We start from the raw sequence: 13,489 nt of genomic DNA, 5'->3' as shown, positions 1-13,489 counted from the left end.
TTAACAATTAGTAGGAAAAATGAATTAAATGTTACACAAATTTTGAGGTTTAAAGTTTAAGATTCAAGGTGTATAGTTATTATGATGCGCTGTCACTTCACTACTGACTTGCGAAGTAAAATTGACTATTGACATTTCATAATTTGAATTCTCCTCTGAATATCTTAATTTTGTGTTCCAAAAATTTTTTTGCTGTATGGATTATCTGAAAGGACTCAACGAATCACAATATGAAGCCGTTACCTCTTTACAAGGCCCTCTGATGGTGCTTGCAGGAGCTGGTTCCGGGAAAACACGTGTGCTTACCATGCGTATTGCTCACCTTATCCATAATGGAATAGACCCTTTCAATATTTTGGCGCTTACCTTTACCAATAAAGCAGCTCGTGAAATGAAAGAACGTATCGCAAAGGTAGTAGGAGACAGCAATGCAAGAAGCCTTTGGATGGGAACATTTCACTCGGTTTTTGCAAGGATTTTAAGAATTGAAGCTCATCTTTTGGGCTATCCTTCCAATTTTACTATTTATGATCAGCAGGATGCCCTGAATGTGATCAGGAAAGTACTGAAGGATATGAACATTGATGCTGATCTTTATAAACCTAAAAAAGTTCAGGCAAGAATTTCAACTTATAAAAACAACCTGATTACAGTAAAAGCTTATTTCAACAATCCGGAATTAATGGAAGCTGATGAAAAAGCAAATATGAAATTTATTGGGCAGATCTACCAAAAATATGTAGAAGCATGTTTCAGAAACGGATCGATGGATTTTGATGATTTGCTACTGAAAACCAATGAGTTGTTGACTCGTTTTCCTGAGGTTTTAGCCAAATATCAGGACAGGTTCAGATACATCATGGTAGATGAGTACCAGGATACCAACCATTCTCAGTATCTTATTGTAAAAGCACTGGCTTCTAAGTTTGAAAATATCTGTGTGGTAGGAGATGATGCCCAGTCCATTTACTCTTTCCGTGGTGCTAATATTTATAATATTCTGAATTTTAAAAAGGATTATCCGGATGCTATTACGGTATCTTTGGAGCAAAATTACCGTTCTACACAAAACATTGTAAATGCTGCGAATGTTGTTATTGCTAAAAACTTACAGCAGTTTAAGAAAAATGTTTTCAGTGATAATGAAGAGGGAGATAAGATCAAAATATATCGTTCGCTTTCTGATGCGGATGAGGCCAACTTTGTTGCAGGGAATATCTGGGAACTTCGTAACCGTGACCAGAGAAAATATAGTGATTTTGCTATTTTATACCGAACCAACTCCCAAACCAGAGCATTTGAAGATGCCCTGAGACGTAAAAATATTCCCTATAAAGTATATGGTGGACTTTCATTTTACCAAAGAAAAGAAGTAAAAGATTTAATCGGTTACCTTCGTCTTTTAATCAATGAAAATGATTCAGAAGCTTTAATGCGAATCATCAATTATCCTACAAGAGGTATTGGAGAAACTACGCAGAATAAGTTGATTGTTTTTGCTGATGCTCAAAATATTGCAGTATCAAAAGTGCTGGACAATCTGCCAATGTATGCTCCTCAATTAGGGCTTAATAATGGGGTGTTAAACAAACTGAATGATTTCTGGTCAATGATCAAAGCATTCCAGGTACTGCTAAAGACTGAAACGGCCTATAGCGTTGCGATGGAAGTTGCCAAGCGAAGCGGTTTGATTAAGTTTTTAAAAGATGATCAGACTCCGGAAGGAATTTCAAGAGTAGAAAACGTTCAGGAATTGATGAATTCCATGCAAGGGTTTATTGAAGAACAGATGCAGTTGGAAGATGGAGATCCAAGCCTTTCTAATTTCCTTGAAAATATTGCTCTTTCTGCAGATACGCAGGATAAACAATTGGAAGATGATATGGTTTCATTGATGACCATTCACCTTTCCAAAGGACTTGAGTTCCCTGTTGTTCACCTGGTAGGTCTTGAAGAAAACCTTTTCCCAAGTTTCATGAGTTCTGCAACCAGAGAAGATCTCGAAGAAGAAAGACGATTATTTTATGTCGCATTAACCAGAGCCGAGAAGCAAGTATTCTTCTCTTATGCTGTTTCTCGTTTTCAATGGGGAAAAATTACGGATGCGGAGCCATCAAGATTCCTGAGTGAGATTGATGATGAATATATAGAGTTCCTTAATCCTGTTTTGGAGAAGAGATTTATCAATAATGCAGGAGTGAAATCCAATATTTTTGATGAACATCCATCTGAAATGAAATCTTTCAAAAAGGTTGAGAAAAAGACAATTGATAGAGGTGATAATTCAAAACCTGCTCCTGAACCAAAGAAACTTAAGCCGGTAAGTACAGCAAGAATTATCAATCCAAGCGGTGCTTCCTCTCAGGATATTGAAGTAGGAGATAAAGTAAGACACGATCGTTTCGGAATTGGGGAGGTTATTTTCTTAGATGGAACAGATCCTCAAAATATCAAAGCAAAAGTAGTATTCATCCATGAAGGGGAGAAGAACCTGATTTTGAAATATGCTAAGCTTACAAAAATTTAATATTGTAAAGTATTTTTTAAATAATAAGTAACGGATTCATTTTTTGAGTCCGTTTTTTGATGAAATACCTCTAAGTTAGTCGAAAAAATAGTAATTTTAATAAGGGATAGAAAGAAACGAATATCATTTTTTACAAAAACAAAGTCTATTATTTTTGTAGACTAATAAATATGCTTTACATTTGCACCTGCAAAAAACATAAATGTCTAATCAAATTGATGAAATGATATGAGCAATAAAAAAACTATTTTTTCAGCATCCGTTCTTTTTTTTCTAGGAGTTTTTACTTACGGTCAGGAAAAAGACAGTACTATAAAAAAAGACACCGTTAAAACCAATAATGTAGAAGAAGTTGTTATTCTGGGTTCCAGAGCTGGGGCAAGATCAAAGGCCGACAGCCCGGTTCCTGTAGATGTATTTAATCTAAAGGAAGCTTCAGTAGTACTACCTCAATCTAATATAGGACAAATTCTAAATGCCATTGCCCCGTCTTTTACCTCTACAGTTCAGACGAACTCGGATGGAACTGACCACTTGGATCCTGCACAATTAAGAGGATTGGGACCAGATCAGGTACTGGTTTTGGTTAATGGAAAAAGAAGACATACTTCTGCTTTAGTCAATGTAAACGGAACACCGGGAAGAGGAACCGTAGGCACCGATTTGAATGCCATTCCTTCATTTGCCTTAAACAGAATAGAAGTTTTAAGAGATGGAGCTGCTGCACAATATGGATCTGATGCCATTGCCGGAGTAATGAACCTCGAACTGAAAAGAGATACCGGAAAACTGACTGGCCAGATCAGCTATGGTGGAAATTTAACACCTGCAGCCAATGACCATACCGGGAATTTTGACGGCCAGAATATTCAGTTAGACCTAAACTATGGTCAAAAAATAGGAACTAAAGGCGGTTTTTTCAATATTACCTGGTCTTCACAGTTCAGAAACCCAACCTACAGAGCGGGAACTGAAAATGCTCCTATTTATAACGCATATAATGCCATTGAGCAACGTGCTTTAAATGATGGAGTAAATCTTTCTTCTCTCTTTACAGATATTGGAAATACTCCCAATTCTCAGCAAATTGTAAACTATATTCACCAGTATGCTCAGGGGGTAAGTTACTTTGATCAAACTTTACAAAATAATATACAGGCTGCCAATACGATTGGTGATTTACAGAAAGTTTTGTCGGATCCTACTAAGTTTACAACCAATTATTTGAATTATATTACTGATCAGGAGCTTGCTTACAGAGGACAAACAAGAAAAGATTTCAATATGCAGGTAGGGCAGTCTAAGCTTAACAACCATCAGCTTTTCATTAATGCTGAGGTTCCTGTAAGTGAGAACTGGAAGGTATATACTTTTGGCGGATATAGTTTAAGACATGGTGTTTCCGGAGGATTCTACAGAAGACCAAGAGAAAACAGAACTTTTACAGGGTTGTATCCTAATGGTTACCTACCACAGATAGGAACTGATATTCAGGATATTTCCCTGGCTGCAGGAATCAAAGGAAAATGGGAGGGCTGGAATATTGATTTCAGTAATACTTTCGGGCAAAACTCCTTTACATACAATATCAGAAATACGGGAAACACTTCTTTAAGATTTGCTTCTCCGAATGAGTTTGATGCAGGAGGATTAAGGTTTACCCAAAATACCATCAATCTAGATTTTTCAAAAAAATATGATGTATTGGAAGGACTGAATGTGGCATTTGGTGGCGAACACCGTTTCGAAAACTTTAAAATGACAGCAGGGGAAGAAGCCTCTTATACAGTATATGATGTTTTGGGAAACCCTTGGAACAATACAACCAAAAGACCAACCGATTTCTTTGGACAGGCTCTTCCGGGAGGCTCACAAGTCTTCAGTGGATTTAAGCCTGAAAATGCAGTGAATAAGAACAGGCAGTCGCTAGCCGCTTATGCAGATGTAGAGCTTAACTTTACGGACTGGCTTTTGGTAGATGCAGCAGCTAGATATGAAAACTATTCTGATTTTGGATCTACATTTAACTATAAACTAGCTTCAAGAATTAAAGTAGCTCCTAATTTCAATGTGAGATTTGCAGGTTCTACAGGATTCAGAGCTCCATCTATTCACCAGATTTATTATAATGTAACGTCTACCTTATTTACTGGCGGGCAGCTTCTTGAAGTGGGAACATACAGCAATGATTCCCGATTGGCAGGACAATTAAATATTCCAAAGCTGAAACAGGAAACTTCAAAATCTGCAAGTGTAGGATTTACGTATAAAATTCCATCTGTTAACTTAACATTCACGGCCGACGGATATTTCACTAAAATTGATAACAGAATCATTCTGACCGATCAGTTCTTAAGAAAAGATGTTCCTACGGAAGCTCAAATAGAGTTTGATAAGCTAAATGTAAATGCGGCTCAGTTTTTCACCAATGCCATCGATACGGAAACAAAAGGTTTGGATATTGTGATTGCTCATAATGCTAGATTTTCAGGTGTAAAACTAGATAATAGTTTTGCCATCAACCTGAATCAAACGAGACAGGTAGGAGAAATTCACTCTGCAGGATTGTTAAAATCTCCGAATCTTGAAAAAGTATATTTCTCTGAAAAATCAAGAGTATATCTGGAAGAAGCGGTACCAAGAGTAAAAGCAAGTTTATCACATACTTTGACATGGAAGGGAGCTACTTTCTATCTTAGAAATACCTATTTCGGAAAAGTGACCGGCGCAGATGTTCTTGATGCGAACGGAGATGGAATCATTGGATTTGATGAGCACCAAACAATCGGTGATAAAATCATTACTGATATTTCAGCAGCCTATCAGTTTACAAAGAATGTAGGATTAACTTTAGGAGTAAACAACCTGTTTGATATTTATCCAACTAAAAATTTACCGGCATCAAGTAATAACGATCAATTTATTTACTCTCGTTCCACTTCACAGTTTGGACAAAACGGAAGGTATGTTTTCACAAGGCTTAATTTCAATTTTTAATCAATACTGAAATTCAATAAAAACGGAACCACTTTTAGGTTCCGTTTTTTATTATAATCAATACTAACTTCTGAATTATTTATAAAATAATACCAAAATACCGGTAGGACTTCAATAGGTTCCATTCTCCAGTTTTCCTACTTCCAGACTTTCAAATCATAGGCTGCTTCCCAGAAATGATATTCCATTCTGGATGCGGTAATAAAGGCTTCTGTCATTTTTTTTCGGGTTTCTTCAGTGCTTTTTTCGGCTATTTTATCACAGATGGCAATTGCCTGATCCACTGCTGCTGAAAATTCCTCTCCGGCATAGGTGGCGATCCATTTTTCATACGGATTGTTTACTGTATTTTGAATCTCATAAATATAATTTCCTACCTCACGATAGATCCAGAAGCAAGGGAGAACTGCCGCCACCGCAATTTCTACAGATTCCAGCGCTGCAGTACTTCTTAAAAAGTGAATATAATGATGGCATGCTGGTTGTAAAATACCCTTATCAGTGAGCCCAAAGTCTTTGAAGTATGATTCGTGAAGGGCATTTTCTACAACAATTGTATTTTCTGCAAAACGCATAAAGGTAAGTACATCCTGAAGATCAGGTATCTTTGTTGCAATAAGAGAAAGAGTTCTTCCAAAATGCTCCAGATATAAAGAATCCTGAGCCATATAAAAACGGAATTTATCCTGTGGTAAACTACCTTCTGATAATTCTTTGATAAAAGGCATATTCAGAATAGATTGATAGCATTCTTGTATATCATTCCAGGTTGATTCAGACCATTTCATTTTTGATAAGTTTTTGAGGATTAAAAAAGTGATTCAGTGGACCGTTTCCATGGCCTGTTTGTACATCTATTCCGTTTTCTATAGCCTGATAGATATATAGTTGTCCAAGAGAAACGGCTTCATAAAGGGTTTTGCCCTGAGCAATGTAGGCAGCAATAGCAGAGGAAAGGGTGCAGCCTGAACCATGGGTGTTATTGGTGTTAAACTTCTGTGTTTCAAAAGAATGGAAATTCTCATTTTCATCATAAAATAGAGAAGTGATGGTTGAGGCTTCCTGATGGCCACCTTTAAGAAGAATCGTTTTACAGCCCAGTTTTTTGATTCTGGTGCCGGCAGTATATAAATCTTCCAGCGTTTCGACTTTCATATCTGCTAGGATTGCAGCTTCATCCATATTGGGAGTAATAACATCAGCAATGGGAAATAATATTTCTGTGAGCGCTGTAATAGTTTCCTCTTCAATCAAACGATGTCCGCTGGTAGCAACCATTACAGGATCAAAGACAATAGGTATTTTAGGATATTCCGCTAATGTGGAAACAATGGTTTCTACAAGTTGAGGAGTATGAACCATTCCAATTTTAATAGCATCAGGAACAATATCATCCAGAATCGCTTTGATCTGATCAGCAACTGCTTCTACAGGAATAGGATATATTTTTCGTACTCCCTGGGTGTTTTGTACAGGTAAAGCTGTTAATACGGATGTGGAAAAACAACCTAAAGCAGAGGCTGTTTTAATATCTGCCTGAATACCGGCACCACCGCTTCCATCGAAACCTGCAATAGTTAATACTGAAGGGTATTTGTATTTTTTCATTTTACAATTTCATTTTTTAATTCATAAGCCGCTTTTTGAGGATCAGCAGCACTACATATTGCGGAAACTACTGCGAGACAATCAGCTCCGGCATTGATGACTGCTTTTGCATTGTCCAGGTGAATATTACCTATTGCAACCAAAGGCTTTTTCGTAAGTTTCCTGATTTGGGTAATCCCTTCTAGTCCCCATTCGGTAATAGTATCTGTTTTGGTTTTTGTTTTAAAAACAGGACTTATTCCCAGGTAGTCAGCTACTGAAGTTTGTTCATTGTCAAGCTGGGTCAGGTGCTCTATAGAATACCCAATTATTTTATTCCCGATTAGAGGTCGTTGTCTAAGATCCTGAGGTGTTGCATCACTATTGCCAACATGTATTCCTGCTGAATTGGTTTTTTCGGTAACGATGATATTATCGTTGATAATAAGCGGAATATTATATTTATTGGTAATTTCAATAAGTTGTAGGGCTTTTTGAAGAAATACTTCGGTGCTGTCTTTTTTTTCGCGAAGCTGTATAATATCTACACCACCTAATATGGCCTGTTCTGCAACTTCCAGAAAGTTTTTCCCCATACAATCTGCTTCAGAAATCACCAGGTATAATGAGTAAGGGAAAGTAATGTTACTCATGATCTTTCTATTTTTAAATAGCTTGTAAATTCTTCTTCGGTAATATTGTAGAGCTTATCAATCAAGTTGACTTGAAGACTGCCGGGGCCTTTACTTTCAAGAACAGCCAGTTCACCTGCGATCCCCAATAATGCCATAGCAGCAGCTGTTCCGGATACTTTGTCTTCTATAACTCCGATGAATGCACCAATTAATGCTGTAGCAGAACATCCCAGACCTGTTACTTTGGTCATAAGAATATGCCCGTTTTTGATGTGTATCGATTGATTTTTACTTAGGATAATATCCGTTTCCCCCGAAATACATACAATCGTGTTGTATTGATTAACCAGGATTTGTGCAGCTTCAACAGCGTCATTGCTTTCTGCTGTGCTGTCTACGCCTTTGGTTACTGTTGTATTGGTTTTAGCCAACGCAATAATCTCAGACGCATTACCTCTGATCACGGTTGGATGAAATTGTAAAAGTTTGTGTAATATTTGATCACGAAAAGAAGTGGCTCCTGCACCTACCGGATCCAAGACCCATGGTTTATGAAGAGTATCTGCAGTCTCAGCAGCCATCATCATAGATTCAGCCCAGTATTCATCAAGAGTACCAATATTAATCACCAATGAATGGGCAATATTGATCATTTCTTTGATTTCAGAGCGTGCATGCGCCATAATCGGAGAAGCTCCTACAGCCAAAAGTGCATTGGCGGTATTGTTCATCACTACATAATTGGCTATATTATGAACAAGAGGAGACTTTTGTCGTACAAGTAAAACTTGTTCCCAAAGATTTTTTTCCATTGTTATGATTAAAGATAAAAATAGCTTTAGGAAAAAATCCGAAACAAAAGACAAGAGGTGTCGTGTCATTTTGCTTTTCCCTACGTCGGTGTAAGCCGTATCAGGTTCAAAGGGACTCTCTCAATTCTTTTCAGAATACCCCTAAAGCAAAACAAATGTATAAAAATTATCAGAGGAAGCAAAAACCTTTTACAGATTTTACAAAGCATATTATCTCTCTACCAGCCCTTTTACCCGTGCGAAGGACGAATCATGCAGTTTCTTTCAGAGTGAAACTGTTGTTTTATTTTTATCGTATTTCTGATCTTGGGAGTTGGAACTATTTGGGTAGATCAGATGTAGTGTTTTATTTTTTCTGAGAAACGATAAAATCCACTGTTTGATCTACCATTTTATCAAGGGCTGCTTTATCGGTTGTAGAAAAACTATGTACTCCATTATCAATGATAATTAATGAGGTATCTACTTTTGCTCGCTTAAGCTTTCTGTATAATTTTTTAGATTGACTTAACGGAACAATTTTATCTTTGTTTCCCTGAACAATTAAAGTTGGAACACCTGTTTTAGTATACGTTGATGGAGAGATGGTTTTTAGATAATCAATAGCTCTGTCCTGATCTTTTTTCAAATCATACCCTGAGATTCCTTTTACCAACCCTTGCTGTAAGTTTACAATCTTTTTTGAAACCATTCCGACCAAAGCCACCGGAATGGTTCCCAGTCTGGTATGGAAAAGTTTGTTGAGGTCAACAGGCCCGTAATGATCCACTACATAATTTACTTTGCTGAATAAGATGAAAGATCAGGGCTTCCTTTGAATGTATCATCTGGAGTATAGGCGGCTACTAGAGATAAGTGTGCTCCGGCTGATGCACCGAAGAGACCTATATTGCTGGTGTCGAAGTTATATTTTTCAGCATTCTTTCTTACCCATCGTATTGCATCTTTGGTATCTTCCAATGGGAGAGGAAAGTGGGTGCTGTCATTCAGAAGAGTATAATTGATAGTGATCACAGCATATTGCTTCGCCATAAGTTTAACGATAGTATTTTCAAGATAATCGTCGGCGTGCACGGTTTTATTTCCTTCTATCCATCCGCCTCCGTGAACATAGATTAATACAGGAAGTTTACCAGAGGAATTTTTGGGTGTATACAAATCCAAAGCAAGAGAGTCTCCTTTTTTACCTGTTTTATAGACAATATTCTCAGTTACTGTTGCTATTTCCGGCAGGAGCGTGCTTTTTACCCGCTTCACTTTCTCAGGAGATTGAGAAAATGATTGAGAAAAAGCGATCTGGGAAGAACTTAATAATACAATAAAAAACAGGCTTCTAAAAAACCTGTTCGTTGATATGGAGTTAAATAATTTCATACTATTTTTTTTGAGGGAATCTTATTTTACTAACTCCTCAAAAAGTTTACCAAAAGTAGTATTCAGATCCTTAGATTTTCCGGGATGAGGTCGGGAAGTTTGTACAACAGCACTTCTTACAGCAGTAAGCCAACGGAAACGCTCAGGAATATCAAGCAGAGCAATAGGACCACCATCTTTTTCACCATTCGCTATTTTTTGGAAGCTTTCCAGATTTTGAATGATATCATCATAATCCAGTTTACTGTGCATAAGTTTGAATTTATCAGGACATAAATAAAACTCTATTTTGATAAATTTTTCCTTTTTAGAAAACATGACCAGTCCGATATTGAAAAATTCTTCTCTCTCAACTTTTGGTACTAAGCGTATTACCGCGTATTCGTATATTTTATCCTCTTGCATTTTTAGCTTCGTTTAAAAAGATTTGAGAATTTTCGAATCGGGTCTTCAGGAACTGGAAATAAATTTCACGGATCTCATCAGGAGTTTCATCAGCATCATTCCAGTGTAACCAGTCTTCAGGAATCGCGTTCACAATTTCCCTGAAAGAGTTTCATTCAATACTTCATGAGCGAACTTATCCGCTTCATCCAGCTTGTTAGCTTTGGGAAGAAGAACATGGTCTTTCACATACTTGAATGGCGTTTTTGCCGCAGCGTCAAAATTTTGCCATGAGTGGTGAAAATAAAATGATGCTCCATTATCAATGATCCAAAGCTCTTTATGCCACATCAGCATATTGGTATTTTTGAACGTACGGTCAATATTGGTAATAAAAGCATCCAGCCATACTATTTTTGAAGCTAAAAGAGGATCAACTTTTACACTCGGATCATAAGTAATAGAACCGGATAAATAATGTAAACCAAGATTTAAACCTTCAGAAGATTTTAATAGATCCTGTATTTCTTCATCAGCTTCCGTTCTGCCAAAATCTGCGTCAAGATTAATCAATACAAGTTCAGGAATCTTTAATCCCATAGCTTCTGTAATCTTTCCACCTATAAATTCAGAGATCAACATCTTAACTCCATGACCTGCGCCACGGAATTTTAAGACATATTTAAAATCATCATCAGCTTCTGCCAGAGCGGGAAGAGAACCTCCCTCTCTCAATGGCAGAATATAACGCATTACCGTTACTGTTCTTAAATTCTGCATGAAGCAAAAATAAGGTTATTTTTTTATAATTTTTTGTGAATTCCTTTTCTCCTGTTTTATATTTTTAAAAATAAATTACCGGTGGTAAATAATAAAGATTTAAGATATATCCTGAATCTGTTGTATGCAGTAAGAGTATATCTATTTCCAATAAAGGACACTTTCTTCCTGATCCTGGTAATTAAAAATAAAAGGTAGGGTCTTTTTCAGAAATTTCTAATTAAATTAGTATTCTAAATACAGAGAATAATAAAAGCTACTTATTTTATGAATTTGACGAGTGAAAAGAATATTTATTTAGAAAATAAAGAAAAAAAAGGTTTTCTTGCTGATGCTTTTTACAATGACGTTCAAAAAAAACGACCTTTGGTGATCTTTATTCATGGATATAAAGGCTATAAAGATTGGGGAGCTTGGGATTTAATGGCCGAAAAGTTTGCCCAAGCAGGTTTTTTCTTCGTGAAATTTAATTTTTCCCATAATGGAACAACCGTAGATAATCCTGATCATTTTGCTGATCTGGAAGCTTTTGGGAATAACAATTACTCTAAAGAATTGTCTGATTTGGGGATTGTTATTGATCATTTTATTCAAAATCCGAACGTAGATGAGGAAAAGGTTATTCTGATGGGGCATAGCAGAGGAGGAGGGATTTCCATTATTAAAACTTTTGAGGATGAAAGGATCAATGGGTTGATTACGCTGGCCAGTGTAGGTACTTTAGACCGTTTTCCAAAAGGAGAATTTTTCGAAAACTGGAAAAAAGAAGGCGTTTATTATGCTTTAAACGGACGTACCCAACAGGAGATGCCTCATTATTATCAGTTTTATGAGGATTATGAAAAAAATATCCATCAGTTTGATGTAGAAAGGGCAACAGAAATGGCTAAAGCTCACATGCTCATTATTCATGGAACTCAGGATGAGGCTGTAGGCGTGAAACAGGCAGAGCATCTCCATCTCTTACATCCAAATTCAGAGCTCTTTCTTATTGAGAATGGGAATCATACTTTTGGAGCGAAAGAACCTTGGACAGATTCCGATCTACCCAAAGACCTGAATACCGTAACGGAAAAATGTATTGACTTTTTGATCAAAAATATAAAGTAGAGAATCATTACTAAAGGGTTCCAGCGTATATAGACTTAAAATAAAACAATACAGAATCACGTTGTAATATAGTAATCACACACTCAATATCATTATGAAAAAACTTATTATGGGCGCATTAGCGCTAGCACTTACAGGAATTGTAGTTTCTTGTAAAAAAGAAGCTAAAACAGAATCTTCTGTAAGCACAGATACAATGGCCACTGTACAGCCCAAAGATTCTGTTGCGACACCAAAGACAGATTCAGCATCGGTTGCAGCTCCTTCAAAGACTGCTGCAGTTGAAATTATTACCAAAAATGATGGAAAGTATCCTCATGATATCAAATTATTTGAAGACAAGAGCTTAACTGAAAGATTGAAAAAATTGGTAGGAAAAGATTATGATGAAATGATAAAAAATTTCGATGTAGAAAGTCCTATCGTTTCTGAAAACGGGATTTATAAACTTCATGGATGTAAACAGCATGATTGCCCCGGATATGCTACTTCTGTTTATTATGATTCTAAAAATGATAATCTAAATGTTGCCATTGATAAAAATGGTAAAGTAACTGAGTTTGCAGAAAAGGGAAAAATTACCGTTTCAAAAACATTGGATACTAAATAATGATTTAGTGTTCGTTACAGCAAAAAAGGAGTGAAATTTTCACTCCTTTTTTTATTGAATTATTGTTCGGTTTTTACAGCATTCTTTTTTATCGACTTTAAAAGACTCCTGAAGTTTTTCATGGTCATCATTTCGGTTGTCGGAGTGAAAATGTTTACTTTTTCACCTTTATCCACTGAGAGTTCAGAATATGCTTTCAATAAATATATTTTTTTCATGGTTTTAATATCATAGATGTCCATAGTAGCAAACGTTTCATTTTTTTTATATTCATACAGCTCGCCAGCGGCACGATCTAAACCGTTATTGACTTTCATTGTATAAATATTGACCAGATAATTAAAATCAGAGTTGTTTTTCAAGGTCTCAAGATCTTCCATTTCCGGTTCAAATGGAATGCTGTTCTGGATTATATTTTCTGCTTTGGCTGTTTTTAAATCATAAGCATTGCCATTACTTAGATCTTGAAAAAGTTTCATCACTTCTTTACTCATCATTTCTCTGTGATCAGAGTCTACACCGGTTTTGATGTTGTTAATCAGCCATTTTTTGTCTTTTGAAAATACTAATGATTTACTGTAAATCCCATAATCTTTTTTGACATGAGTAATCTGGCAGGACTGTAAAGTGATTAATAGAGCAAGGAATAAGATTTTTTTCTTCATGTGTGTAA

Annotated in this window: 12 protein-coding genes, 1 pseudogene and 1 riboswitch; of the genes and pseudogenes, 4 read left to right on the top strand and 9 right to left on the bottom strand. The window is 36.3% G+C overall.

Annotated elements, in window-relative coordinates; translation table 11 throughout:
* Positions 1-196 precede the first annotated feature (196 nt).
* Positions 197-2,527 carry an ATP-dependent helicase gene (locus QWZ06_RS21155; protein ID WP_290300988.1) on the top strand — a complete coding sequence of 777 codons (2,331 nt, stop codon included), beginning with the start codon at positions 197-199 and terminating at the stop codon, positions 2,525-2,527.
* Between the two features lie 228 nt (positions 2,528-2,755).
* Positions 2,756-5,524, top strand: coding sequence for a TonB-dependent receptor plug domain-containing protein (locus QWZ06_RS21150; protein WP_290300987.1), 2,769 nt, complete (start codon positions 2,756-2,758; stop codon positions 5,522-5,524).
* A 137-nt stretch (positions 5,525-5,661) separates the two neighbouring features.
* On the opposite strand, the gene tenA is transcribed toward QWZ06_RS21150, so the two are convergent.
* The 8 genes and pseudogenes from tenA to QWZ06_RS21110 form a co-directional block, all read right to left on the bottom strand.
* Positions 5,662-6,312: a thiaminase II gene (tenA, locus tag QWZ06_RS21145; RefSeq protein ID WP_290300986.1), complete on the bottom strand. Its 651-nt coding sequence runs from the start codon at positions 6,310-6,312 to the stop codon at positions 5,662-5,664.
* A complete protein-coding gene (gene thiD, locus QWZ06_RS21140; RefSeq protein WP_290300985.1) occupies positions 6,299-7,132 on the bottom strand; it encodes a bifunctional hydroxymethylpyrimidine kinase/phosphomethylpyrimidine kinase in 834 nt (277 codons plus the stop codon). Before thiD ends, tenA begins: the two co-directional genes overlap by 14 nt.
* A complete protein-coding gene (thiE, locus tag QWZ06_RS21135) occupies positions 7,129-7,764 on the bottom strand; it encodes a thiamine phosphate synthase (RefSeq protein WP_290300984.1) in 636 nt (211 codons plus the stop codon). Before thiE ends, thiD begins: the two co-directional genes overlap by 4 nt.
* Entirely contained in the window at positions 7,761-8,558 is a 798-nt protein-coding gene (gene thiM / locus QWZ06_RS21130) for a hydroxyethylthiazole kinase (protein WP_290300983.1), read from the bottom strand. Before thiM ends, thiE begins: the two co-directional genes overlap by 4 nt.
* A gap of 60 nt (positions 8,559-8,618) precedes the next feature.
* Positions 8,619-8,711: riboswitch (TPP riboswitch) on the bottom strand.
* A 193-nt stretch (positions 8,712-8,904) separates the two neighbouring features.
* Positions 8,905-9,327 (bottom strand): prolyl oligopeptidase family serine peptidase, encoded by a 423-nt coding sequence (locus QWZ06_RS21125; RefSeq protein ID WP_290300982.1) that lies wholly within the window; start codon positions 9,325-9,327, stop codon positions 8,905-8,907.
* An 8-nt stretch (positions 9,328-9,335) separates the two neighbouring features.
* Positions 9,336-9,932 carry an alpha/beta hydrolase gene (locus QWZ06_RS21120; RefSeq protein ID WP_290300981.1) on the bottom strand — a complete coding sequence of 199 codons (597 nt, stop codon included), beginning with the start codon at positions 9,930-9,932 and terminating at the stop codon, positions 9,336-9,338.
* 21 nt (positions 9,933-9,953) lie between these two features.
* The gene (locus tag QWZ06_RS21115; protein WP_290300980.1) at positions 9,954-10,337 is read right to left on the bottom strand and encodes a DUF3037 domain-containing protein; all 384 of its coding nucleotides are present in this window, start codon (positions 10,335-10,337) and stop codon (positions 9,954-9,956) included.
* Positions 10,324-11,096, bottom strand: a pseudogene (locus QWZ06_RS21110) (HipA family kinase). Before QWZ06_RS21110 ends, QWZ06_RS21115 begins: the two are co-directional and overlap by 14 nt.
* A gap of 267 nt (positions 11,097-11,363) precedes the next feature.
* Between QWZ06_RS21110 and QWZ06_RS21105 the strand changes: the two are divergent.
* On the top strand, positions 11,364-12,206 hold the full coding sequence (locus tag QWZ06_RS21105; protein ID WP_290300979.1) for an alpha/beta hydrolase family protein: 843 nt from the start codon (positions 11,364-11,366) through the stop codon (positions 12,204-12,206).
* A 94-nt stretch (positions 12,207-12,300) separates the two neighbouring features.
* On the top strand, positions 12,301-12,816 hold the full coding sequence (locus tag QWZ06_RS21100; RefSeq protein WP_290300978.1) for an Ivy family c-type lysozyme inhibitor: 516 nt from the start codon (positions 12,301-12,303) through the stop codon (positions 12,814-12,816).
* Between the two features lie 59 nt (positions 12,817-12,875).
* Here the strand turns inward: QWZ06_RS21100 and QWZ06_RS21095 are convergent, their stop codons facing one another.
* A complete protein-coding gene (locus QWZ06_RS21095; protein WP_290300977.1) occupies positions 12,876-13,481 on the bottom strand; it encodes a hypothetical protein in 606 nt (201 codons plus the stop codon).
* Positions 13,482-13,489: the final 8 nt, after the last annotated feature.

Source organism: Chryseobacterium tructae (genome assembly GCF_030409875.1).
GTDB classification, from domain to species: Bacteria; Bacteroidota; Bacteroidia; order Flavobacteriales; family Weeksellaceae; genus Chryseobacterium; species Chryseobacterium tructae.
This window is presented reverse-complemented; position numbering and strand designations above follow the sequence as displayed.